Genomic DNA, 23,987 nt, shown 5'->3' with positions numbered 1-23,987 from the left:
ATCAGTGGGCCGGGATCGGGGCGTCGGCGAAGATCTCGGTGAGGACGGCCCGCTGCGTCGGCAGGGCTTCGGCGTGGCGGGAGCGGCCCTCGTCCGTGATGCAGACGAAGACCCCGCGCCGGTCCGCGTCGCACACCCCGCGTGAGACCAGCGACGCCTTCTCCAGCCTGGCCACCACCCGCGACAGCGCGCTCTGGCTCAGGTGGACCTCTTCGCACAGCTCCTGGATGCGCAGCTTTCTGTCGTGATGGACGATCCGGTCGAGGACCTCGAACTCGCTGGGCCCCAGGCCGTGCCGATCGCCCAGCTCCCGCTCCAGCGCGCACATCGCCTTGGCATGCCTGCCCAGGACGTAATGCCAGGTGTCGACCACGAGCTGCTCGTCCATGTCGCGGAGGTTACCACTTCCGTAAATCTCATGCAACGACATTAAATGCGCTTGCATTAGATGTGCGTGCATGTATTGTTCTGACTCATGTCCTCTTCCTCATCCCGCTGGGGCGCGCTCGCCGTGCTCTGCGCGGTGATATTCCTTGACGCTCTTGACGTGTCGATGGTCGGCGTCGCCCTGCCGGCCATCCAGCATGATCTGAATCTTGATACCTCCGCCCTGCAATGGGTGGTCAGTGGCTACGTGCTCGGCTACGGCGGTCTTCTTCTGCTCGGGGGCAGGACCGCCGACCTGCTCGGGCGGCGCAGGGTGTTCCTGGTCGCTTTGGGTGTCTTCGCCGTGGCGTCGTTGCTCGGTGGCATCGTGGACGACGGCGCCCTGCTGATCGTGGCCCGGTTCGTCAAGGGCGTGGCCGCCGCGTTCACGGCGCCCGCCGCGTTGTCGATCATCACGACCACCTTTGCCGAGGGGCCCGAGCGCAACCGGGCGCTGAGCTTCTTCACCGCCTCGGGAGCCAGCGGCTACTCGCTCGGCCTCGTGCTGTCCGGCCTGCTGACCGAGATCGGCTGGCGCTGGACGTTGCTGATGCCGGTGCCGGTCGCGATCATCGCGCTGGTCGCCGCGTTGAAGGTGCTGCCGCGCGGCCGGGAGGAGCGGGCCGAGGGCGGTCACGACCTCGTCGGCGCCGTGACCATCACCGCGTCGATGTTGCTGCTGGTGTTCACCGTCGTGCAGGCCCCCGAGGTGGGCTGGGCCTCCGTGCGCACGATCGGCTCGCTGGCGGGCGTGGCCGCGCTGCTCGCGCTGTTCGTGGTGACCGAGCTCAAGGTGCGGCACCCGCTGGTGCGGCTGGGCATCCTGCGCTCCGGCCACATCGTGCGGGCCAACCTGGGGCTGCTCATCCTCATGGGCTCGTACGTGTCGTTCCAGTTCGTGGCCATGCAGTACTTCCAGAACCTGCTCGGCTGGTCCGCCCTCGGCACCGCCATGGCGTTCCTGCCCGCCGGCGTGCTCGTCGCGGTCACCTCGACCAAGATGGGCGACTTCGCCGACCGGTTCGGCACCGCCAAGCTGATCGTCATCGGCGCCGCCGCGCTGGCCGGCGGGTACGCGATCTTCCTCGGCATCGACCGCACCCCCAGCCTGGGCGGCATGGTGATCCCCGGCATGGTCCTGCTGGGCATCGCGTTCGCGCTGTCGTTCCCCTCGCTGAACATCCAGGCCACCAACGGCGTGAGCGACGACGAGCAGGGGCTGGCCTCCGGCCTGCTGAACACCTCGGGGCAGGTGGGCGGCGCGATCGTGCTGGCCGTCGTGACCGCCGTGCTCACCTCGGGCGGCGAGACCCTGTCCATCGAGGCGCTGCGCGCGGCGATCGTGGTGTCGCTGGTGCTGGCCCTGGTCGGCCTGGCCATCTCGGCCACCGGCCTGCGCGCCCGCAAGGCGGTGCCGGCCGCCGAACCGCAGGAGGCACGGGTGTACGAGGCCGTCTGACCGTGGCGGCATGCCGGGCGGGTGTGATCGCGGCGACGCAAAGCCGGGCGTGGCACGGCGTGGCGGGCCCGTACGCTGGGCATCTACCCGGCATGTGCTCGTCATCACCGTCCGCCGGCCGGTCGCCGCGCACCCGTGCGGCCGTCGTGCGGGCCTGTCTGGCCGTGATCGCCGCAGCGCTCACCGCAGGGCTGGCCGCGTGCGGCACCGTCCGGCAGGCCACGCTGCCGCAGACCCCGGCCACCACGGAGACCGGCGGCACGGGCTCACCTTCTGCCGCCGCTCCCGGCGCTCCGACCAGCACCGCCGAGGTGGAGGTCGACCGGAGCGGCACCGAGCCGGCCGTGGTGACGGGGGTGCGCTTCGCCGCCCACGAGGGCTACGACCGGCTGGTGGTGGACCTCAAGGGCGGGATGCCCGGATACAACGTGAAATGGGTGGACGAGTTCGTTCAGGACGGCTCGGGCAAGCCCATGGGCGTGCGCGGCGGCGCGTACCTCCAGCTGACGCTCTTCCCCGCGAACGCCCACGACGAGGACGGCGAGCCCACCTGGAGCGGCGGGCCCGTCTACGCGGCCGGCCTGGCCAACCTGGCCGACGTCGTCAGGACCGGCGACTTCGAGGGCCGCGTCGGGATCGGGCTGGCGCTGGACCGGCAGGCGGCGTTCCAGGTCACGGAGCACAGGTCGCCGAACCGCCTGGTCCTGGACGTGGCACACTGACCTGGTGGTCAGAAAGATCGGGGCTCCGGCCCGCATTCCCGTACCAGGCGGCAAGCTCATCGACGAGCACGTGGGCCGCGTCAGCAGCGGCGACGAGGCGATCTCCATCGCCCACATGGTCGCCCCGCCCGGCTGGGAGGAGCCGCCGCAGACGCCGGTCTTCACCGAGTACACGGTGGTGCTGCGCGGCACGGTGATCGTGGCGCACGACGAGGGCACGACGCTGGTCGAGGCCGGGCAGTCGGTGGTGACGTCGCCGGGGGAGAAGGTCCGCTACAGCGCCGGGCCCGAGGGCGCCGAGTACATCGCCGTGTGCCTGCCCGCCTTCTCCCCGGACGGCGCCGGCCGCGACTGACGGGACCGATCCGGTACGGACGGACCGACTGGGACGGGGCCGATCCGGTACGGCCCGCCCGACGGGGCTGACCGGGTGGTGGGCGGTGCTCATATCATTGCCTGATGAGGCCCACGCTTGACGAGATCCGGCGGGCTCCCAAGGTGTTGCTGCACGATCACCTCGACGGCGGGCTCCGCGCCGAGACGATCGTCGAGCTGGCCAGGGAGACCGACTACGGCCGGCTGCCCACCCACGATCCCGACAACCTGCGCCAGTGGTTCGGGGAGGCGGCCGACTCCGGCTCGCTCGAACGCTACCTGGAGACGTTCGACCACACGGTCGGCGTCATGCAGACCCGCGAGTCGCTGGAGCGCGTGGCCGCCGAATGCGCCGAAGACCTGGCCGCCGACGGCGTGGTCTACGCCGAGGTGCGCTTCGCGCCCGAGCAGCACACCACCACGGGCCTGAGCCTCGACCAGGTCGTGGAGGCGGTGCTCGAAGGGTTCGCGCGCGGCTCGGAGGGGCGCGGCATCCGCGTCGGCACCCTCCTGACGGCCATGCGGCACCAGGCGCGCTCCAGGGAGATCGCCGAGCTGGCCGTGCGCTACCGCGACGGCGGCGTGGTGGGCTTCGACATCGCGGGCGCCGAGGCCGGCTACCCGCCCACCCGCCACCTCGACGCCTTCGAATACCTCCAGCGGGAGAACGCCCACTTCACCATCCACGCCGGCGAGGGCTTCGGGCTGCCGTCGATCTGGCAGGCCATCCAGTGGTGCGGCGCCGACCGGCTCGGCCACGGCGTGCGCATCATCGACGACATCTCCGTGTCCGGCGACGGGTCGGCCAAGCTGGGGCGGCTGGCGGCCTACGTTCGCGACAAGCGCATCCCGCTGGAGATGTGCCCCACGTCCAACCTGCAGACCGGAGCCGCCGCGTCGATCGCCGACCACCCCATCGGGCTGCTGCGGCGGCTGCACTTCCGCGTCACCGTCAACACCGACAACCGGCTGATGAGCTCGACCAGCCTGGCGCTGGAGTTCCACAAGCTGGTCGAGGCGTTCGGCTACGGCTGGGACGATCTGCAGTGGTTCACGGTCAACGCGATGAAGTCGGCGTTCATCCCGTTCGACGAGCGGCTGGCGCTGATCAACGGCCGGATCAAGCCGGGGTTCGCGCAGCTGAAGTGGCAGCCGTGAAGCAGAGCTACCGGTCCAGGACCGCGTTCGTGCTGGCATGGGTGTGGCTGGCCTTCGTGGCCTTCAACGTCGTCGACCTGATCGTCCGCTACAGCGGCAAGCCGTCGCTGGTGGCGCTGGCCGTGCTGGGGGCGCTGACGGCGCTCGTCTACGCGGTCGCGCTGCGCCCCGCCACCGTGCTCACGGAGGCGGGGCTGGTCGGGCGCAACCCGTTCCGCACCACGTTCGTGCCGTGGGCCTCGATCGAGGACGTCACGGTGTCCCACTCCATCAACGTGCACCACGGCGACGAGCAGGTGCTGCGGCTGTGGACGCCGATGAGCAGCGCGCGTGAGCGGGCCAAGGCGCAGCGGCGCGGCGCCCCCGCGCGACAGCGGGGGCGCTTCAAGACCGAGCCGACCCTGTCGAAGGGCGAGCAGGCGGCGGCGGAGGCGTTCGCCGGCAAGACGCACGCCGACTGGGTGGGCGACCAGATCCGCGAACGCGCCGAGTCGGCCAGGCGCCGCGACGAGCAGGCGGGGCCGGCCCGGGTGACGTGGTCCTACGACGCGATCGCGGTGCTGGTGGTCGCGGTGGCGCTGGTGGTCGCCGCGATCGTCGTCGCCTGACCGGCGCGGCGCCTGTCGACGGTCGCCTGGTCCGCGCGGCCTGTCGGCCGTCGTCTAGTCTGCTCGCTTCCTGTTGACGAAGGCGTCCATGCCGGCCTGGGCGATGCCGGACGCCTCCACCTGCTTGGCCGCCTCGGTCTCCACCTGGAAGGCCCGCTCGACCTCCGCCAGCGGCGGGCGCAGCAGGGCGAGGTGGACCGCCGTGGCGGTGCCGGTGGCGCTCCAGTGGCGTACACGGGCGATCGCCGTCTCCACCAGCGCTTCCGGATCGACGATCTGATCCAGCAGGCCGACGGCGAGGGCGTCCTCGGCGCTCATCCGGGTCGAGTCGAGCACCAGCCGCAACGCCCTGCCGCCGACGAGGCGGGGGAGCAGGTAGCTGGCGGCGTTGGAGATCGACAGACCGATGTGGTTCTCCGGCAGGAAATACTCGGCCGCCGGCGTGCCGATGCGGGCGTCGAAGCAGAGCGTCCACTCGGCGGCGCCGCCCACGGCCAGGCCGTTGACCGCCGCCACCACCGGCACCCGGGTCTCCAGCACGGCCCTGGTCATGTCGTGGAACAGCTCCACCTCCTCGACCAGCGACCGGCCGACGGCCTGGTTGATGTCCTCGCCGGCGGAGAACGCCCGGCCGGTCCCGGTGACCACGATGCCCCGGCCGCTTCCGCCGTGCTCGCGGACGGCGGCGGCGAGGTCCGCGCGCATGGCGGCGGTGAGGGCGTTGAGCTTGTCGGGCCGGGCGAGGGTGATCACGGCCACCTCGTCGCGTACGGTCACGTCGATCATCTCTGCTCCTTGTCGGCCTGAGTGGCGAGGTCGTCGCGCTCGGGGTGGGCCTGGACGGCGGGCGCGGGGCGCCGGTCGCGGCCGGGTTCGACGTCGATGGCGGGGGCGGCGCGCTGGTCGCGGCCGGGGCGGAGGAGGTGGCGTTTCTCGACGCGGGCGGACGGGGTCAGCGGGAACTCCTCGACGAACTCCACGTACGCCGGGATCTTGAACCGGGCCAGCCGCTCCCTGGCGTGCTCGATCACGCTCGCGGCGGTCTCGGCCGTGGCCGGATGGCCAGGGCGGAGCTGGAGGAACGCCTTGGGCAGCTCGCCGAACAGCTCGTCGGGGATGGGCACCAGGGCGGCGGAGACGACGGCGGGATGCTCGGCCAGCACGTGCTCCACCTCGGCGCAGGAGATGTTCTCGCCGCCCCTGCGCACCATGTCCTTGATCCGCCCGGCGTGCCTGATCCGGCCCAGGGAGTCGCGGACGCCCAGGTCGCCGGTGTGGTACCAGCCGTTCCTGAAGGCGTGGGCGGTCGCCTCGGGATGGTTCCAGTACCCCCGCATCATGGGCTCGCCCCTGACCAGGATCTCGCCGGTGCCGGGGTCCAGCTCGACCTCCTTGCCGGGCGGCGGGACTCCCATGGCGCCGGTGCCGACCGTGCCGGTGTCGTCGAGGGGCGAGAGCAGGTCGGTGCCGCTCTCGGTGGAGCCGTACAGCTCCCGCCACGGCGCGCCCCAGCGCTCCTCGTACGCGCGGTGCAGGTCCGGCTGGATGCCCGAGCAGAGCACCGCGCGCATGCGATGGGCGCGGTCGAGGGGGTGGGGCGGCTGTTTGTGCAGGAGGAGGGGCATCGTGCCCAGCACGTACGTGAGCGTCGCCCCCTGCTCCCTGGCCGAGGCCCAGAAGCCGGAGGCGGAGAAGCGGGGGAGCACGACGAGCGGGATCCCGCCCATGAGGGCGAGCAGGGTGACCCACTGGGGGTCCATGTACGAGAACGCCTGGGCGATGATCAGCACGTCGTCGTCGCGTAGACAGACCTGGTCGGCGACGACGGCGGCGGACCTGAGCCAGTAGGCGTGGGTGAGCATGCAGGCCTTGGGAAAACCGGTGGTCCCCGACGTGTACTGAAAATTAGCGACATCGTCGGCTTTAGAGGGGTTGGTGCGGGGAGCTCCGCCGGTGAGCTGGTCGAGAAGATGGACTGTGCCGGGGATGTGCGGGGCGTACCCGGCGGTGGTGATCGTGGCCACCGCCCCTGAGTCGCGCAGGACGTGCTCCAGGTCGGCGGCCCGGTAACGGACGTTCACCGGCACGGTGATCGCGCCCGCCTTGAGGATCGCCAGCCAGCTCAGCGGCCAGCCGGGCACGTTGTCCATCATGATCGCCACCCGGTCGCCGGGCCGCACGCCCTGGTCGGCCAGCGCTCCGGCCAGCCGGTCCGACCGCTCGTCGGCCTCGGCGAAAGTCAGGGAAACGGGTGAGGGGTCGGGGAAACGGAGGAACTCGCGCGCGCCGTACGTGTCAGCGGCGTGCCTCATCAGGTCGGGGATCGTTGCTTGCATGCGGCGGCTCCCACGGGAACTCGGGCAGCAGAGTGAAGTCGGCCGTCACAAAAGCTTCGGCGGGGGCGCGGACGGCGGCCAGGCCGATCGCGACCAACTCGGCGCACACCTGCTCCAGCGTGGAGTCCCCGTCGGGGCGGTACCACTCGCTGGTGCCGGTGCACATGGACATCAGGGCGAGCCGGGTCAGCTTCTCGTCGGCGACCCGGAAGACGCCCTGCTCGACGCCGTCGGCCAGGGCGTGCTTCCAGTGGTCCTCGTACGCGTCGCGCAGGGCGATGATCTCGGCGTGGGCGGCGGAGCCGGGCGTCAGGGAGCGCAGCTCGCCGTCCATGACGCGGCTGGTCATGGGGGTGAGGGCGTGGACGGCGGTGAGTGAGCTGATCAGCAGGGCGAGGCGGTCGCCGGGCCGCTCGTACGGGGCCAGCATGCGCTCGGTGGCCTCGATGAGCTCGCGCTGCGCGGCCCGCATGAGGTCGGCCAGCAGCGCTTCCTTGCTGGTGACGTGGTGGTAGATCCCGGCGTTGGTCATGTTGACCGCCTTGCCGAGGTCTCTGATGCTGGTGGCGGCGTAGCCCCGCCGCGCGAACAGCAGCACGGCCGCGGTCCTGATCCGCCGGCCGGCGTCGGTGTCGCGGTCGGTGAGGTCGACGATCATCATGCCCTACCGAACGTTCGGTTGCCTCTTAGATCCGAAAAATACCCCATATATTCCGAAATCGCCATAGGTTGTCCCGGACGCCTCCGGCCCGCGCACGTAGACCCGGCCACCGATGTCCGAGCCACCGATGAGTTCCGCAGCCGACCTTCGTACAAAGATGTGCGAAGGAGGCTACGACCCATGCCACAGATCATCGAATTTCCGCCGCGCCCGTACCTCGGGGTGCGCCGTACCATCACCATGACCAGCTTCCACCTGGTCGCCGACCGGATCGGCGAGATCATCGGCCGGCTGGCCGAGCGCGGCACGGCCCCCGCGGGAGCGCCGTTCCTGCGCTACCACAGCATCGACATGGCCGCCGACCGGCTGGTGGTGGAGGCGGGCGTCCCCGTACCGGCCCCGATGGACGCGGAGGACGACCTCCTCGCCGCCACCCTCCCCGCCGGCCGCTACGTCACCGTCACCCACCACGGCCACCCGGACCAGCTCGCCGGCGCCGTCGAGTCACTGCTGCGCCGGGGCCGCGAGCAGGGCCTGGAGTGGGACCTGACCGAGAAGGACGGGGTCGAGCACTGGGGCTGCCGCCTGGAGCTGTACCGGACGGACCCCCGCGTCGAACCCGACATGAACAACTGGGACACCGACCTCCAACTCCGCCTGACCTGACATCCGGCCAACGGAAGCGGGCGTCACCGCCACGCGTCGAGCAGTTGCTCCGGATCGACGTGGGTGACACCGTCCACGTCGCAGCCGCTGCGGGAGACGGCATAGAGCGGTGTGGTGGTGCCCGCTCCCTCGATCTGGGCATGGTGGGCGATGAGCTCGCGCAGGTCGTGCTCGTCGAAGGGCCGGTTCTCCAGCCATTTCACCGACCCGACGAAAGTGATCTTCTTGGCGACCAGCTCTCTGTCCGCCCCTATCAGGTCGATCTCCGGGTTGTTCGTCCTCGTCCAGTACCCTCCGATCGCCTGGGTGTTCCAGGGCAGCCCGTCCATGCGACGGAGCGACTCACGGACGAAAGGCTCGACCGCGGCGCCGCGCCAAGCCGTCCACGACCGTTCTATCCGCTGGAGGACGAGGTCGCCGCGGTCGCGGTCGATCGCGGTCATGTTCGGTTCGATGAACGAGAGCCAGAAGCGCAGGTGCGTGTCCGTGATGTGGTGGCGGTGTTCCCGCGACGGCCGTACGGACAGCGGCAGCTCCGCCGTCACCATGCGCTTCTCCTGGAGGATCTGCAGACCGGGCGCGATCGACGTGCCGGGCAGGCCGGACGCCTTGGAGATCGACGAGTACGTACGCCGGCCGGAGCCGATGGCGCGCAGCAGGACGCCCGCCCGGGCTTCCGGCGGGAACTCGGCCGCCATGGCCCGCACGCCGCTCACCGTCAGCGCCGAACCCGGCATCGGGACGGCCGTCTCCAGGAACTCCTCGACGGAGGCGCCGGCCGGCCATTCGTCCAGGATCTGCGGCAGGCCGCCGGTGATCAGGTGCGCGTCCACGGCCTCCGCGGCGGGCAGGCCGAGCTTGTCCGCCACGTCCGCGGCGGTGAGCGGGTTGACCACCATCTCCGACGCGCGCATGAGGACGGCGCGGCCGGGACGATCGCCGGTCCTCACCCGGCTGAAATACCGGCTGAGCTGAGCCAGCTCAGGCCGCCGCCCGATGAACCCGTCCACCTGAACCCCTCCCTTGCGGACACCCAACTGTGGTGGTCCCAACTTTGGGGCTACCAAAAATGGTTGCTACCCAGCGAAGATCAGCTGGTGCCGCGCATGAAGGGCAGGTCGTCGCCCCAGGAGTCCAGTTCGGGGCCGTGGCCGGCGGCGCGGGCGTGGGGTTCGAGGGCGTTCAGGAGTTCTCGGAGGGCCGTCGGGGCGTCGTCGGACAGGGCGGACTCCAGGCGGGGCAGGAGGGCGGCGGCGGGCCAGCCGGTCAGGGGGTGGTGGCGTAGCTCCCACTCCAGGTACTTGTTGTACGGCCGTACCCGTCCGTGCAGGGCGAACAGATGGCTCAGGCAGGCCGGCACCGCCTCGGCCCCGTCCAGGCGGACGCCGAGGAGGTTGCCGTCGCGTGCGTTCTTCATGCACCGGTACACGCTGTTGAGGAACCCGCCCAGCGCCTCGCGCCCGACGGCGAAGGCCTCGTCAGGGGTGAGCGTGCCCTTGGCGGCGACCAGGGAGGCGATGCCGCCGGTGTCCTTGAGCACCTGGGCGTGGGTGAAGGCGTACCGGTTCCACTCGGTGCCGGAACCGGGCATGGCGTGGGCGCGGAACTCGTCGAGCGTCATCACCACCAGGTCCACCAGCGCGTCCCTGCGCGGCTCGAACGGGGCCCCGTCGGCGGCGATCAGGTAGAGGTCGTGGTCGGAGCGGGCGGTGGCGGTGCCCGCACGGGCCTGCGACCCGCTCAGCACCAGGCCCAGCACCCGGGGATCGGGCAGGGCCCTGGACAGGAAGATCTCGTACGTCTCCACGCGGCCAGACTGCCACGACCTTCATCGCCACGCGTGTCGAGCTGCTGTCTCCTCGTCTTGGCCTCAACGCTGATACCAACGTGACGTATTGGTATCAGGGCGTGGACGTGGTGGCCCTCGCCGCCGTGTCGGTCTCGCCTGAGACCAACACGTTCTGTGCGGGCTAGAGGGCCAGGCGGGTCTCCAGGTCCGTACGGATGCTCGCCAGTTGCTCCCCAGCCCGGGCCCGGGCCTCGGTCGGGGTGGTGGTCACCGGGACGACGGCCTCCAGGTAGCACTTGAGTTTGGGTTCGGTGCCGGAGGGGCGGATCACCACGCGGGCGCCGCCCTCCAGGAGGTAGCGCAGGCCGTCGGTCGGGGGGAGGCCGCCGTCGCCGCGGGCCAGGTCGTCGGCTCGCTCGACCGGCAGATTGCCGAGGGTCGCCGGTGGGTCGGTGCGCAGGCGGGACATGGCGTTCGTGATCAGCGACAGATCCGACACGCGGAACGAGAGCTGTGAGGTCGCGTGCAGGCCGTAGCGGCGGGCCTGGTCGTCGAGGAGGTCGAAAAGGGTGCGGCCGTCGCGCTTGGCCGCCGCCGCGATGGCGGCCACGGTCAGCGCCGCGCCGATCCCGTCCTTGTCCCTGACCGGCAGGCCGGCGTCGGAGCCGACGCTGTAGCCGATGGCCTCCTCGTAGCCGAAGACCAGCCCGGGGCCGGCCTTGATGATCCACTTGAAGCCGGTGAGCGTCTCGCCGTACCGGACGCCGTGCGCCTGGGCGATCTTGCCGAGCAGGGTGGAGGAGACGATGGTGGTGGCCACCATGCGGTCGCCGGTGGTGTGGGTGATCACGTGCTCGGCCAGCAGGCCCCCGACCTCGTCGCCGGTCAGCATGCGGGCGCCGCCGCCGGGCAGCGGGACGCCCACCGCGCACCTGTCGGCGTCGGGGTCGTTGGCCACGATGAGGTCGGCCTCCGTCTTGGCGGCCAGCACGATCGCCAGGTCCATCGCGCCCGGTTCCTCCGGGTTGGGGAAGGAGACCGTGGGGAAGTCGGGGTCGGGCTCGCGTTGCTCCTCGACCATCAGCGGGCCGTCGAAGCCGGCGGCGAGGAAGGCGGCGTCCAGGGTGGCCGCCCCGACCCCGTGGAGCGGGGTGTAGGCGACGCGCAGGTCGCGGGCCTCGCCCAGGGGGAGGGAGGTCACGGCCCGGAGGTAGGCATGGACTACTTCCTCGCCCAGCTCGGTCAGTGTCCCCGGCTCTGTCCGGGTGGTGAGGCCACCCGGGGGAGGATCTGTCGTGGGGCCGCCCAGGGGGAGGTCGTCCACGCGGCCGACCGCGTCGATGGCGGTGGAGATCTCCGTGTCGAGGGGTGGGACGATCTGCGAGCCGTCGCCCCAGTAGACCTTGTAGCCGTTGTCGCGCGGCGGGTTGTGGCTGGCGGTGACCGTCACCCCCGCGTCGGCGCCGAGATGGCGGACGGCGAAGGCCAGTACGGGCGTCGGCAGCGGGCGCGGCAGCAGCGAGGCACGCAGGCCGGCGCCCGTCAGCACCGCCGCCGTGTCGCGGGCGAACACGTCGGACTTGTGCCTGGCGTCGTAGCCGATGACCACGTGCTTGCCCGGCCCGAGGACGGCGGCCAGGCCGGCGGCGGCGCGCATGACGGTGACCCGGTTCATCCGGTTGGGGCCCGCGCCCAGCTCGCCGCGCAGCCCGGCGGTGCCGAACTCCAGCTTGGCGCCGAAGCGCTGCTCCAGGGCGGCCAGGTCCTCGCGTTCGAGCAGGGCGGACAGCTCGGCGCGCGTGTCGGGGTCGGGGTCCTGGGCCAGCCACTCTCGCGCCCGCCGCAGCACGCTCACAGCCGGTCCACCACCTTGGCCAGCAGCACGCCCATGCGGGCGGCCGTGGCCCGGCCCACCTCCAGGACCTCCTCGTGGTTGAGCGGCTCGCCGGACAGGCCCGCCCCCGGGTTGGTGACCAGGGAGATGCCGAGCACGTCGAGGTTCGCCTCGCGGGCCGCGATGGCCTCCAGCACCGTGGACATGCCGATCATGTCGCCGCCCAGCGTGCGCAGCATGCGGATCTCGGCGGGCGTCTCGTACGTGGGGCCGCGGAAGGCGACGTAGACGCCCTCGGCGAGGGTCGGGTCGATCTCGCGGACGAGGGCGCGCAGGCGGCGCGAGTAGACCTCGGTGAGGTCGATGAACGTGGTGCCGGTGATCGGGTTGGCCCCGGTCAGGTTGATGTGGTCGCTGATCAGGACCGGGTCGCCGACGTTCTGCGTCTCGGGGCGCAGCCCGCCGGCCGCGTTGGTGAGCACCAGCGTGCGTACGCCGGCCGCCGCCGCGGTGCGGACGCCGTGCACGACCGCGTCCACCCCGAGCCCGGACGGCGACTCGTACAGGTGGGTGCGCCCGAGGAAGATCAGCGCGTGCCGGCCCGCGGCGGTGCGGACGACGCGGATCTTGCCGCCGTGACCGGCCACGGCGGGCGCGCGGAAGCCGGGCAGGTCGGTGAACGGGATCTCGCGCACCGTCTCGCCGATCGCGTCGGCGGCGGGCACCCACCCCGAGCCCATGACGAGCGCGACGTCGAAGGCGGCGTCGGAGAGGTCGAGGCCGGCCGCGGCACGCAGCGCCGCGGCGGCCTCACCGGCCAGGGTGTACGGGTCTTTGCTCACCTTCAGTAGTTTAGGAGCAGCCTGTCCAGGACCCGCACCCCGAACTGCAGGGCGTCCACCGGCACGCGCTCGTCCACGCCGTGGAACATGGAGGCGAAGTCCATGTCGGCGGGCAGCCGCAGCGGCACGAAGCCGAACCCGCGCACGCCCAGGTCGGCGAAGAAGGTCTTGTTGTCGGTGCCGCCGGACATGCAGTAGGGGATGGCGCGGGCGGCCGGGTCCTCGGCCTTGAGCGCCGTGATCATCGACTCCACGAGCGCGCCGTCGAACGTGGTCTCCAGCGCGATGTCGTGGTGGACGAACTCGCGCCGCACCTTCGGCCCGAGCAGCCCGTCGATCGTCTTGAAGAACTCCTCCTCGAAGCCCGGCAGGAAGCGCCCGTCGACCACGGCCGTGGCCTGGCCGGGGATGACGTTGGACTTGTAGCCGGCGCCGAGCTGGGTCGGGTTGGTGGTGTTGCGCAGCGTCGCGCCGACGAACCGCACCAGCGGCCCGATCTGGTCCAGGATCGGCTGCGGGTCGTTCTCGTCGAACGGGACGCCGAAGGCGCCCGCGACCTCGGTGAGGAAGCGGCGCACGGTCGGCGTGTACGTCAGCGGCCAGTCGTGCCCGCCGATCCTGGCCACGGCCCTGGCCACCTCGGTGACGGCGTTGTCGTCGTTGAGCATCGAGCCGTGGCCCGCGGTGCCGTCGGCGACCAGCTTCATCCAGGCCAGGCCCTTCTGGGCGGTCTCGATCAGGTAGAGCCGCAGCGACGGGTCCACCTCCAGCGAGTAGCCGCCGACCTCGCTGATCGACTCGGTGACGCCCTCGAACAGGCCGGGGTGGTTGGCCGTGAGGTATTTGGCGCCGTAGACGCCGCCGGCCTCCTCGTCGGCCAGCCAGGCGAAGACCATGTCGCGCCGCGGCCTGAGCCCTTCGCGCTTGAAGCGGCGCAGCACGGCCAGCATCATCGCGTCCATGTCCTTCATGTCCACGGCACCGCGGCCCCAGATGTAGCCGTCGCGCACCTCGCCCGCGAACGGGTCCACCGACCAGTCGGCGGCGTTGGCCGGGACGACGTCGAGGTGGCCGTGGACGAGCAGGGCGGGCAGCGACGGGTCGGTGCCCTCGACGCGGGTGATCACGTTGCCGCGGCCCGGCTCGCTCTCGATGTAGGTGGACTCGATGCCGACCTCGGCCAGCCTGGCCATGACGACCTCGGCCGCGGCCCGTTCGCCGGGGCCGCTGCCGTCGCCGTAGTTGCTGCTGTCGGCCCGGATCAGCTCGACGCAGAGGTCGGCGACTTCGAGTTCGGCGGGTGTCATGGTGTTGCCTCCCAATGGTGATCCAGCGTGAGCAGTCCGGACTTGTGCAGGTGGCCGCGCTTGTGCGCGCGGGTGATGAGGGTGAGGTCGACGTCGGTGATCTCGTCGTGCCGGCCGACGACGCCGGTCATGAAACGGTAGAGGGCCGCCTCGTGGGCCGCCACGACCTGCACGATCAGGGAATGCGTGCCCGTCGTGGCGGCACAGTAACGGACGTCGGGATGCGCCGCCAGCCGCTGGCCGACCAGATCGAGGCCGTGGGGGCGCACCTTGAGCCAGAGCATGGCCTCGACCTCCAGGCCGAGCAGGGCGGGCTCGACCTCGGCGCGCGGCAGCAGCAGCCGCCGCTCGATCAGGGAGGTGACCCGGCGGCGCGCGGTGGGCACGGAGATGTCGAGCCGCTCGGCGACCGCGGTGAAGGCGATCCGGCCGTCGGCGGCGAGGAGGTCGGCGATCTCCTGCTCCAGCGGCGACAGGCCCTCTTCGTCCCGCTGCTCCAGAGGTGACGGGCCGGTCTCGCCGGGCAGCCGGTCGGGGTACGGGGCCGGCCGCAGCTCGGCCACCTCGTGCTCGGTCAGGAAGGGCGCGTGCCATTCGGCGACGGTTCTGAACGTGTGCAGGACGACCTGGGTCTGGGTCTGCAGGACGCCGTCGATCTCCGACACCTGTGCCGACAGGATGCGGTGCAGGGCCTCGCGGGAGGGGGAGACCAGCTCGCAGCCGAGGTCGGCGGCCCCGGTCAGGGAGTAGACCGAGCGCGTGTCGCGGCGCTCGGCCAGCGCCTTGGCCACCTGCGTGGCGGTGCCGGGCCGCACCTGGACGTGCAGGTGCACGGGCCGGCCGTGGCCGGTGCGCAGGTCGTCGTAGATGGCCGTGACGCGGACGAAGCCCTCGGCGATGAGCCGCTGCAGCCGCCGGGCGACCGTGCGCTCGTGCTCGCCCACGGCCCGGCCGATCTCCCCCCACGAGGCTCGTGGGCTGACTTGCAGCGCGGCCACGAGCCGGCGGTCGAGAACGTCCACGGTTGCCCGTTCCTGTGTCGGGATTGTAAAAATCGGCTTAAACATTTGACTGTTTCGGTCGTCCGAATGCAGAGTAAGCCATTACCGCACTTGTCAGCAAAGGAGCCCTTCGTGGCGACTTCCCCCGTGGCGCACTCCCCACTCGGCATCCCCAAGAGCCGCGTCCGGCAGCTCATGGCGGCCAGCATCGGCAACGTCGTCGAATGGTACGACTGGTACGCGTACACCTTCCTCGCCGTCTACTTCTCCGACCAGGTCTTCCCCAAGGCATCGGACAACAGCCTCGTCCCGCTGCTCAGCTCGTTCGCCGTGTTCGCGGTGGGCTTCTTCATGCGTCCCCTGGGCGGCCTGCTGGTCGGCGCGTTCGCCGACCGGTACGGCCGCAAGTCGGCCATGACGTTCACCATCGTGCTGATGGGCGCGGGCTCCCTGCTGGTCGGCCTGACCCCCACCTACGCGGCCGTCGGCCTGCTGGCGCCGGTCATCCTCACCCTCGCCCGGCTCATCCAGGGCCTGTCGGTGGGCGGCGAGTTCGCCGCGGCGACCACGTTCCTGGTGGAGTCGGCCCCGCCCGGCCGGCGCGGCCTGTTCTCGAGCTTCCAGTACGTGAGCACCACCATCGGCCAGCTCATCGCCTCAGGACTGGCCGCGTTGCTGGCCACGAACCTGATCGAGGCCGACATGGACTCCTGGGGCTGGCGCGTGCCGTTCGTGGTGGGCGCGGTGCTGAGCCTGGTGGGCCTGTGGATCCGCAAGGGCGCCGACGAGACCTCGGCGGTGGCGGAGGAGATCCAGCGCGGCGAGGCCACCCGGCCCAAGCTGTTCGAGTTCCTGCGGCTGCACCCGAGGTCGGCGGCGACGATCGTGGGCATCACGATCGCCGGCACGGTGGCGTACTACACCTGGACCAGCTTCCTGCCCACGTACGCGCAGATCACGGTGGACTTCGACAAGGCCGAGTCGCTCCAGATCGGCACGATCTCGCTGGTCTTCTTCATGATCCTGCAGCCGCTGCTGGGCATGCTGTCGGACCGGATCGGGCGCAAGCCGATGCTGATCACCTTCGGGTTCGGCTTCCTCATCCTGCCCGTGCCGCTGCTCGGCCTGCTCACCGACGCCTACTGGAGCCTGCTGGTCGTGCAGCTCGTCGGCATGGTCTTCCTCGGCTGCTTCACCGCGATCTCGGCCGCGGTCAACTCCGAGCTCTTCCCGACGCGGGTGCGGGCGGCGGGCGCCGGGTTCCCTTACTCGCTGACCGTCGCGCTCTTCGGCGGCACCGCGCCGCTGATCGGCACGGCGCTGCAGGAGGCGGACAACCCGGGCCTCTTCCCGTGGTACATGTCGGCGCTGGCGCTCATCTCGACGCTGGTCTACATCTTCGTGCTCAGGGAGACGAAGGACGAGCCGCTGCGCTAGCCGTCAGCCGAACGAGGTGCAGGGGCGCTCCCGCAGCTCCTTGACGTAGTCGTCGGGGGCGCCCGCCCGCTCGGCCGCCTCGGCCAGGCTGCCCAGGTAGCGGGCCGAGGGCAGGCCGCCCTCGTAGCCGTCGAGCACGTAGAACCAGGCCACGACCTCGCCGTCGAGCGTCTGCACCCGCAGCCGGACCTTGTGGTAGGCGCCGCGCACCGCGCCCTCCCACTGGTCGAGCGAGTGCTCCTCCCAGTCGGGCACGTCGTAGAGGACCACGAAGACGTGCTCGTCGGGGTCTTCGACGATCGTGGCGACCGCGCCCTCCCACTTGAGGTCCATGCCTCCGAAGGTCAGCCGCCAGCCCGGCAGCCAGCCCACACCGCGGATCGGCGAGTGCGGGGCACGCATGGCCATCTGCTCTGGGTCCATGTTGCTGCCATAGGAGGCGTATACAGGCACAGCGGCAAGACTAGCGCCTGAGACCGCGCCCCGTTCGTCAGCAGCTCGGGGCATGCGGGAGAATGGTGGTGTGACGAGGATCGTGATCATCGGCGGCGGACCAGGCGGCTACGAGGCGGCGCTGGTGGCCGCCCAACTAGGCGCGCAAGTCACGATGGTCGAGCAGGACGGCCCCGGCGGGGCCTGCGTGCTCACCGACTGCGTGCCGTCCAAGACGCTGATCGCGACCTCCGTCCGCAAACAGGCCCTGCTCGACGCCCCCTCGCTGGGGGTGGCGTTCTCCGGTGGCCTCGACGGCGACGCCGGGGTGGCGCAGGTCGATCTGCCGCTGGTCAACAAGCGCGTCAAGGAGCTGGCCCAGGCGCAGTCGGCCGACATCGCGACCCGGGTCGAGGCCGAGGGCGTCGAGATCGTCAAGGAGCGCGGACGGCTGGTCGATCCGCAGGTGGTCAGGGCCGGCGACCGGACGATCAGGGCCGACGTCGTGCTGGTGGCCACGGGGGCGACGCCGCGGGTGCTGCCGGGGGCCGAGCCCGACGGCGAGCGCATCCTCAACTGGCGTCAGCTCTACGACCTCGAAGAGCTGCCCGAGCACCTGATCGTGGTCGGCTCGGGGGTGACGGGGGCCGAGTTCGCCGGGGCCTACCGCTCGCTCGGGGCGGAGGTCACGCTGGTCTCCAGCCGCGACCGGATGATGCCCAACGAGGACGCCGACGGCGCCGAGGTGCTCGAAGAGGTCTACCGGCGCCGCGGCATGAACGTCATGGGCCGCTCCAGGGCCGCCTCCGTCAAGCGCACCCACGACGGCGTGGTGGTGACGCTGGAGGACGGGCGCACCGCCGAGGGTTCGCACGCGCTGATGACCGTCGGCATGATCCCCAACACCTCCGGCATCGGGCTGGAGGAGGCGGGCGTGCAGCTCGACCGGGGCGGGTTCGTCAAGGTCGACAAGGTCTCCCGCACGTCGGCTCCCGGCGTCTACGCGGCCGGCGACTGCACCGGCGTGCTGATGCTGGCCTCCGTCGCCGCCATGCAGGGCCGGATCGCGGTGTGGCACGCGCTGGGCGAGGCGGTGCAGCCGCTGCGGCTGGCCACCGTGGCCTCCAACATCTTCACCGACCCCGAGATCGCGGCCGTGGGCGTGGCGCAGCGTGCCATCGAGGCGGGCGAGATCGAGGCCAACGTGGTCAAGCTGCCGCTGGCCACCAACGCGCGGGCGAAGATGCAGGGCTTCAACGACGGCTTCGTGAAGCTGTTCTGCCGCCCGCACACCGGGATCGTGCTGGGCGGCGTGGTCGTCGCGCCGCGGGCCTCCGAGCTGATCCTGGCGGTGTCGGTGGCGGTGCAGCAGCGGCTGACCGTCGACCAGCTGGCCCACACGTTCGCGGTCTACCCGTCGCTGTCGGGGTCGGTCACCGAGGCGGCCAGGCGGCTGATGCAGCCGGGGGTCAACATCTAGGAGTCCTCTGCGAAGCAGGGCGCGCGGTGGTCCGCGCGCCCTTTTCTGTGCCTCTGACCGTTGACCTTTGTTGGTATGGACACCAAACTAAGTCACGAGTTGGCGCAGCGTTCGAAGGAGCTTCCATGCCCTATCGCCCTCCCCTGGTCGCGCACGAGTACTTCGTCGCGGACCCGCCGGAGTTGCCGGTCCGCGTACGAGGCGAGGGCGGCCTTTCGGCGCTCACCGCCGCCGAGCTGGTCGCGGCCGACGGCGCCGAGGTGCTGCTCAAGGCGGTCACCTCGGCGGAGGAGACGCTGATCGTCCAGGTGGGCGCGGCGGGCGAGGGCGTGATCAGGGTGCGGCTGTCGGAGGACGCCACCGCCCGGCCGCGCTCGGAGCGCGCCATCGCGCTGGTGAGGCCGGGCACGTACGCGGGGGCACGGGTCGTGGCGGAGCCGGGCGCGCCGATCGTGGTGGACGCCGGGTCGCTGCGGGCCGAGATCACCCTGTCGCCGTGGCACCTGCGCTTCACCGACGCGGGCGGGGCGACGCTGGTCGAGCAGGACCGGGGGCACACCGACATCAGCGGGCGCCTGCGTACGCTGCCGTTCGGCCGCAGCGCCTCGGGAGGCGCGCCCGTCGCGTACCACGAGAGCTTCGCCGCCGCGCCCGACGAGGCGTTCTCCGGCTTCGGCGAGTCGTTCACCCGGCTGGACAAGCGCGGCCAGCGGCCGCTCATGTGGAACTTCGACGCCTTCGGGGCCGAGTCGCAGCGCGCCTACAAGAACATCCCCCTGTACGTGTCCAGCCGGGGCTACGGCGTGCTGGTCGACAGCGGCGCACCCCTGGAGTTCGACGTGTGCCAGTCCACGCACAGCGTGGTGCAGATCCTGGTGCCCGACGACGTCATGGACTACTACGTGATGGCAGGGCCCGCTCCGTCGGAGGTGCTGGACCGCTACGACCGGCTGACCGGCCGGCCCTCGCTGCCGCCGAAGTGGGCGTTCGGCACCTGGATCTCCTCGGGGTTCTGCGTGGACAGCCGGGAGCGGGTGCTGGCCAGGGCGCGCACGATCAGGGAGCGCGGCATCCCGTGCGACGTGCTGCACCTGGACACCTACTGGCAGAGCGACGGGCACTGGTCGGACATGCGCTGGGATCCGGTGAACTTCCCCGACCCGGAGGGCATGCTGGCCGAGCTGGCGGAGATGGGGTTCAAGGTCTGCCTATGGATGAATCCCTATATTTCGCACCTTAGCCCGGCGTTTCGGGAGGCCGCCGACGCCGGATACCTGCTGCGCGACCCCCAGGGCGAGCCGTACGTCGCCGACTGCTGGCACGGCTCCTTCCCCGCCTGCGGCATCGTGGACTTCACCCACCCGGGGGCGGTCGAGTGGTTCAAGGGCCTGCTGCGCCCGCTGCTGCGCCAGGGCGTGGCCGCCTTCAAGACCGACTTCGCCGAGGGCGTGCCGGCCGACGCGGTGGCCGCCAACGGCATGAGCGGCACCGACCTGCACAACGTCTACACCCTGCTGTTCAACGACGCCGTCGTGGACGTCACCCGCGAGGTCAACGGGCACGAGCTGGTCTGGGCGCGCTCGTCGTACCTGGGCGGGCAGCGCCACAGCGCCCAGTGGGGCGGCGACACCTACACCAGCTACGCCGCCATGGGCAGCACGATCAGGGGCGGCCTCGCGCACGGCCTGTCCGGCGTCCCGTTCTGGAGCCACGACGCGGGCGGCTTCACCGGCCGTCCCGCCGACGACCTGTACGTGCGCTGGACCCAGTTCGGCGCGCTCTCCCCGCTGCTGCGCCTGCACGGCACCACGACCCGCGAGCCATGGGAGTTCCCCGAGGTCGAGGAGCAGGCGGTCGCGGCGCTGAGGCTGCGGTACCGGCTGATGCCCTACCTGTACTCGGCCGCTGTCGAGGCCGCGCGCACCGGCGCGCCGATGATGCGGGCGCTGTGCGTGGACCATCCGGACGATCCGGTCGCCTGGCAGGCCGACCTGCAGTACCTGCTCGGGCACGACCTGCTGGTGGCCCCCATGACCGGGCCCGAAGGCGTCAGGCAGGTGTACCTGCCGCGCGGCCGGTGGGTGGACTACTGGACCGCCGAGGTGCTGGACGGCGCCCGTTACGTCCGGGTGGCCAAGCCGCTGGGCCAGATCCCCCTCTTCGCCCGGTACGGCGCGCTCATCCCCGTACAGGAGCAGCGGGACACGGTGGACGTGCCGGCCGAGATCGCACTCGTCGCCTTCGGCTCCGGCGGCGGGAGCGCCGAGATCCACGACGCCGACGGCGTGACGGTCGCCGTCGCCACCAGGGACGGCGACGTGCTGCGTGTCGCCGTCACCGGCCCGAAGCGGGTCACCGGGGTCGAGCTCGTCCCGGTGCCCGGAGCTCCCGCGCGGGCCGTCATCTCGTAACACCCCCTGGAGGGATCATGGTCAAGTCAACAGGCGCGGCGGTGCTGACCGCCGCCGTGCTCGCCCTGTCGGCCTGCGGCTCGGGCGGCGGTTCTGCGAGCCCGAGCCCCGGCGGAACCGAGCCGCGCGTGCTCAAGCTCTGGCACTACGAGACGGCCGACAGCGCCATGGGCAAGGCGTGGGCCGAAGCGATCAAGAAGTTCGAGGCGTCGCACCCGAACGTGACCGTCGCGTTCGAGGAGAAGGGCTTCGAGCAGATCCAGAAGACGGCCGCCATGGTGCTCAACTCGGACGAGGCGCCCGACATCATGGAGTACAACAAGGGCAACGCCACCTCCGGCCTGCTGTCCAAGCAGGGCCTGCTCGCGGACCTGAGCGAGGAGGCCACCAAGCGGGGCTGGGACAAGCTGCTGCCGGGCGGCCTGCAGACCACCGCGAAGTACGACGACCGGGGCGTGATGGGCTCCGGCAAGTGGTACGGCGTGCCCAACTACGGCGAGTTCGTGATGGTCTATTACAACAAGGACCTCTTCGACAAGCACCAGGTCAAGGTCCCGGCCTCGTACGAGGAGTTCACCGCCGCGCTCGACACCTTCGTCAAGGCCGGCGTGACCCCCATCTCCAACGCCGGCGCCGAATACCCGGCGCAGCAGATCTTCTACCAGCTCGCGCTCACCAAGGCGCAGAAGCCGTGGCTGGACGCCTTCCAGTCCTACAAGGGCAAGGTCGACTTCCACGGCCCCGAGTTCACCTACGGCGCCGACACGTTCGCCGACTGGGTGAAGAAGGGCTACATCCCGAAGAACTCCTCCGGCGTCAAGGCCGAGGACATGGGCGTGGCGTTCATGAACGGCAAGTTCCCCGTCATGATCAGCGGCAGCTGGTGGTACGGCCGCTTCGCCTCGGAGATCAAGGACTTCGAGTGGGGTCACTTCCTGTTCCCCGGCGCCACCATGTCACCCGGGTCGAGCGGCAACCTCTGGGTCGTCCCCGAGAAGTCGGAGAACAAGGACCTGGCCTACGACTTCATCGACATCACGATGAGCAAGGACATCCAGAACCTGCTCGGCAACTCCGGCGGCGTCCCCGTGGCCGCCGACGCCGCCGCGATCACCGACGCCAAGAGCAAGGAGCTCATCGAGTCCTTCAACAAGCTGACCGCCGCCGACGGCCTGGCCTTCTACCCGGACTGGCCCGCGCCCGGCTACTACGACGTGATGGTGGCCGGGGTCCAGGAGCTCATCAACGGCAGCAAGACCTCGGCCGAGGTGCTGGACGAGCTGGCCAAGCCGTACGAGGACAACCTCGCCGACATTGGCAACTAGATGAGGGCTCGCACGAGGGGGTACTGGCTCTACCTGGTCCCCAGCCTGCTGCTGTTCCTGGCCGTCATCGTGGTGCCGTTCCTGATGAACGTCGGCGCCAGCTTCACCCGCTGGTCGGGGGTGGGCACGCCGCGCTGGATCGGGCTGGACAACTACGCCAGGCTGCTGGAGGACGAACGGTTCTGGGAGTCGTTCCAGCACAACGTGGGGCTGATCGTGGCCATGGCCGTGGTGCCGACGGCGATCGGGCTCGTGCTGGCGGCGGCCCTGTTCGACTACATCGGCAAGCGGTTCGGGGCGCGCACGGCCTCCGCGCTGCGCGCGGCGTACTACCTGCCGCAGGTGCTGCCGGTGGCGGTGGCGGGCGTGGTGTGGGGCTGGATGCTGCACCCGTCGTACGGCGCCGTCAACCAGATCTTCGGCCTGGACCTCGACTGGCTCGGCGACCCCGATCTGGCGCTGGCCACGGTCATGGCGGTCATGGTCTGGTTCCAGCTCGGCTACCCGGTCGTGATCTTCATGGCCGGGTTGCAGCGGGTGGACCCGGCCTACTACGAGGCGGCCGAGATCGACGGGGCCTCGTGGTGGCGCAAGTTCTGGCACATCACGATCCCGCAGATCCGGCCGGAGATCTTCGTGGTGCTGCTGACGTGCACGATCGCCGCGCTGAAGGTGTTCGGGCCGATCTTCGTGCTGACGCGCGGCGGGCCGGGGAACGCGACGATGGTGCCGTCGTACTTCTCGTACCTGAACTTCTTCCAGAAGGCCAACGTCGGGTACGGCTCGGCCATCGCCACCGTCCTGGCGCTGATCATCATCGTGGTGACGTTCCTGTTCCTGCGCGTGCAGGAGCGTGACGCATGAGGGGCCCGGGACGCTGGGCGGTGCTGTTCGCGCTGGTCGTGCTGGCCGTGGTGATGATCTTCCCGTTCGTCATCGTGGCGATGAACGCGGTCAAGTCGCCGGCCGAGTACAGCTCGAACGGCCCGCTGAGCCTGCCCGAGGGGCTCTACCTCCAGGGGATCGTGGACTTCTGGAACCGGGTGGAGTTCGGCGTCAAGCTCTGGAACAGCTTCGTCATCAGCGCCTCGGTGTCGGTGCTGGCGGTGGTGCTGTCCGTGCTCAACGCGTACGCGCTGGGCATCGGCCGGGTGAAGGGCCGGCTGTGGATCCTGGTGCTGTTCCTGGTGGCCAACACGCTGCCGCAGGAGGCGCTGGCCTATCCGCTGTATTACCTGGCCAAGGCCGCCGGCCTGTACGACACCCGGCTCGCGGTGATCATCGTCATGACCGCGATCCAGGCGGCGTTCGGCACGTATCTGCTGAGCGCGGTGCTGGGCCAGTTCCCGAAGGAGATCCTGGAGGCGGCCTCGATCGACGGCGCGGGGCGGCTGCGCTCGTTGCTGCGGATCGTGGTGCCGATCAGCCGGCCCACGCTCAGCGTGCTGCTGATCTTCTTCTTCATCTGGACCTGGAACGAGTTCTTCCTGCCGCTGATCTTCCTGATCTCGAACGACACCCAGACGGTGCCCGTCGCGCTCGGTGTCCTGCAAGGCCAGAGGTACATGGACGCGACCATGTCCAGCGCCTCGGCCCTGCTCGGCATCGTTCCGGCGGTCGCCTTCTTCCTGATCTTCCAGCGCACGCTGACCCGAGGTGTGACGGTCGGCGCCATCAAGTGACGGAGAACCATTCAAGATGCGAAAAGTCCCGTTATT

23 protein-coding genes are annotated in these 23,987 nt (G+C 70.7%); 12 read left to right on the top strand and 11 right to left on the bottom strand.

Annotated features, from left to right (window positions below):
* Position 1: 1 nt before the first annotated feature.
* Positions 2-388: a MarR family winged helix-turn-helix transcriptional regulator gene (locus tag OIE67_RS41310; RefSeq protein WP_326630752.1), complete on the bottom strand. Its 387-nt coding sequence runs from the start codon at positions 386-388 to the stop codon at positions 2-4.
* Positions 389-475: 87 nt separating this feature from the next.
* On the opposite strand from OIE67_RS41310, the gene OIE67_RS41305 reads away from it, so the two are divergent.
* From OIE67_RS41305 to OIE67_RS41285, 5 genes are all read left to right on the top strand, one after another.
* Positions 476-1,885, top strand: coding sequence for an MFS transporter (locus OIE67_RS41305; RefSeq protein WP_326630750.1), 1,410 nt, complete (start codon positions 476-478; stop codon positions 1,883-1,885).
* Positions 1,886-1,977: 92 nt separating this feature from the next.
* Positions 1,978-2,607: an AMIN-like domain-containing (lipo)protein gene (locus tag OIE67_RS41300; RefSeq protein WP_326630748.1), complete on the top strand. Its 630-nt coding sequence runs from the start codon at positions 1,978-1,980 to the stop codon at positions 2,605-2,607.
* A gap of 4 nt (positions 2,608-2,611) precedes the next feature.
* The gene (locus OIE67_RS41295) at positions 2,612-2,962 is read left to right on the top strand and encodes a cupin domain-containing protein (RefSeq protein WP_326630746.1); all 351 of its coding nucleotides are present in this window, start codon (positions 2,612-2,614) and stop codon (positions 2,960-2,962) included.
* Between the two features lie 104 nt (positions 2,963-3,066).
* A complete protein-coding gene (locus OIE67_RS41290; protein WP_326630743.1) occupies positions 3,067-4,140 on the top strand; it encodes an adenosine deaminase in 1,074 nt (357 codons plus the stop codon).
* Positions 4,137-4,748, top strand: coding sequence for a PH domain-containing protein (locus tag OIE67_RS41285; RefSeq protein ID WP_326630741.1), 612 nt, complete (start codon positions 4,137-4,139; stop codon positions 4,746-4,748). The genes OIE67_RS41290 and OIE67_RS41285 overlap by 4 nt, the downstream gene beginning before the upstream one ends.
* Positions 4,749-4,802: 54 nt before the next feature.
* On the opposite strand, the gene OIE67_RS41280 is transcribed toward OIE67_RS41285, so the two are convergent.
* The 3 genes from OIE67_RS41280 to OIE67_RS41270 are packed head-to-tail and all read right to left on the bottom strand — an operon-like array spanning position 4,803 to position 7,745.
* On the bottom strand, positions 4,803-5,534 hold the full coding sequence (locus tag OIE67_RS41280; RefSeq protein ID WP_326630739.1) for an enoyl-CoA hydratase/isomerase family protein: 732 nt from the start codon (positions 5,532-5,534) through the stop codon (positions 4,803-4,805).
* Positions 5,531-7,084, bottom strand: coding sequence for an AMP-binding protein (locus OIE67_RS41275; RefSeq protein WP_326630736.1), 1,554 nt, complete (start codon positions 7,082-7,084; stop codon positions 5,531-5,533). The genes OIE67_RS41280 and OIE67_RS41275 overlap by 4 nt, the downstream gene beginning before the upstream one ends.
* Positions 7,044-7,745, bottom strand: coding sequence for a TetR/AcrR family transcriptional regulator (locus OIE67_RS41270; protein ID WP_326630734.1), 702 nt, complete (start codon positions 7,743-7,745; stop codon positions 7,044-7,046). Before OIE67_RS41270 ends, OIE67_RS41275 begins: the two co-directional genes overlap by 41 nt.
* A gap of 180 nt (positions 7,746-7,925) precedes the next feature.
* On the opposite strand from OIE67_RS41270, the gene OIE67_RS41265 reads away from it, so the two are divergent.
* Complete coding sequence (locus tag OIE67_RS41265; protein WP_326630732.1) at positions 7,926-8,411, top strand: GyrI-like domain-containing protein; 486 nt, start codon at positions 7,926-7,928, stop codon at positions 8,409-8,411.
* Between the two features lie 23 nt (positions 8,412-8,434).
* Here OIE67_RS41265 and OIE67_RS41260 read toward each other — a convergent pair whose 3' ends face one another.
* The 6 genes from OIE67_RS41260 to OIE67_RS41235 all read right to left on the bottom strand — a co-directional run bounded on the left by OIE67_RS41260 (position 8,435) and on the right by OIE67_RS41235 (position 15,205).
* On the bottom strand, positions 8,435-9,421 hold the full coding sequence (locus tag OIE67_RS41260) for an ATP-binding protein (RefSeq protein WP_326630730.1): 987 nt from the start codon (positions 9,419-9,421) through the stop codon (positions 8,435-8,437).
* Positions 9,422-9,501: 80 nt separating this feature from the next.
* Positions 9,502-10,218 (bottom strand): hypothetical protein, encoded by a 717-nt coding sequence (locus OIE67_RS41255; RefSeq protein ID WP_326630728.1) that lies wholly within the window; start codon positions 10,216-10,218, stop codon positions 9,502-9,504.
* Positions 10,219-10,381: 163 nt separating this feature from the next.
* Positions 10,382-12,055, bottom strand: a complete 1,674-nt coding sequence (locus OIE67_RS41250) for a phospho-sugar mutase (RefSeq protein WP_326630726.1) — start codon at positions 12,053-12,055, stop codon at positions 10,382-10,384.
* Complete coding sequence (locus OIE67_RS41245; RefSeq protein ID WP_326630723.1) at positions 12,052-12,876, bottom strand: purine-nucleoside phosphorylase; 825 nt, start codon at positions 12,874-12,876, stop codon at positions 12,052-12,054. Before OIE67_RS41245 ends, OIE67_RS41250 begins: the two co-directional genes overlap by 4 nt.
* 2 nt (positions 12,877-12,878) lie before the next feature.
* Entirely contained in the window at positions 12,879-14,183 is a 1,305-nt protein-coding gene (locus tag OIE67_RS41240; RefSeq protein WP_326630721.1) for a M20/M25/M40 family metallo-hydrolase, read from the bottom strand.
* Positions 14,180-15,205: an Lrp/AsnC family transcriptional regulator gene (locus tag OIE67_RS41235; protein ID WP_326630719.1), complete on the bottom strand. Its 1,026-nt coding sequence runs from the start codon at positions 15,203-15,205 to the stop codon at positions 14,180-14,182. Before OIE67_RS41235 ends, OIE67_RS41240 begins: the two co-directional genes overlap by 4 nt.
* Positions 15,206-15,316: 111 nt before the next feature.
* Here OIE67_RS41235 and OIE67_RS41230 point away from each other — a divergent pair, with 111 nt between their 5' ends.
* Positions 15,317-16,621: an MFS transporter gene (locus OIE67_RS41230; RefSeq protein ID WP_326630717.1), complete on the top strand. Its 1,305-nt coding sequence runs from the start codon at positions 15,317-15,319 to the stop codon at positions 16,619-16,621.
* A 3-nt stretch (positions 16,622-16,624) separates the two neighbouring features.
* Here OIE67_RS41230 and OIE67_RS41225 read toward each other — a convergent pair whose 3' ends face one another.
* Positions 16,625-17,074, bottom strand: coding sequence for a gamma-glutamylcyclotransferase (locus OIE67_RS41225; RefSeq protein ID WP_106236366.1), 450 nt, complete (start codon positions 17,072-17,074; stop codon positions 16,625-16,627).
* 70 nt (positions 17,075-17,144) lie between these two features.
* Between OIE67_RS41225 and OIE67_RS41220 the strand changes: the two genes are divergently transcribed.
* The 5 genes from OIE67_RS41220 to OIE67_RS41200 all read left to right on the top strand — a co-directional run bounded on the left by OIE67_RS41220 (position 17,145) and on the right by OIE67_RS41200 (position 23,951).
* Positions 17,145-18,533 (top strand): NAD(P)H-quinone dehydrogenase, encoded by a 1,389-nt coding sequence (locus tag OIE67_RS41220; protein ID WP_106236368.1) that lies wholly within the window; start codon positions 17,145-17,147, stop codon positions 18,531-18,533.
* Between the two features lie 125 nt (positions 18,534-18,658).
* On the top strand, positions 18,659-20,944 hold the full coding sequence (locus OIE67_RS41215; RefSeq protein WP_326630712.1) for a TIM-barrel domain-containing protein: 2,286 nt from the start codon (positions 18,659-18,661) through the stop codon (positions 20,942-20,944).
* A gap of 17 nt (positions 20,945-20,961) precedes the next feature.
* Entirely contained in the window at positions 20,962-22,269 is a 1,308-nt protein-coding gene (locus OIE67_RS41210; RefSeq protein WP_326630710.1) for an ABC transporter substrate-binding protein, read from the top strand.
* Positions 22,270-23,133, top strand: coding sequence for a carbohydrate ABC transporter permease (locus OIE67_RS41205; RefSeq protein WP_326630708.1), 864 nt, complete (start codon positions 22,270-22,272; stop codon positions 23,131-23,133).
* Positions 23,130-23,951: a carbohydrate ABC transporter permease gene (locus tag OIE67_RS41200; protein WP_326630706.1), complete on the top strand. Its 822-nt coding sequence runs from the start codon at positions 23,130-23,132 to the stop codon at positions 23,949-23,951. Before OIE67_RS41205 ends, OIE67_RS41200 begins: the two co-directional genes overlap by 4 nt.
* Positions 23,952-23,987: the final 36 nt, after the last annotated feature.

This window comes from Nonomuraea fuscirosea, assembly GCF_035917475.1.
Classification (GTDB): domain Bacteria; phylum Actinomycetota; class Actinomycetes; order Streptosporangiales; family Streptosporangiaceae; genus Nonomuraea; species Nonomuraea fuscirosea.
Note: the sequence above shows the minus strand (reverse complement) of the source record. Positions and strands in the feature narration are given on the sequence as shown.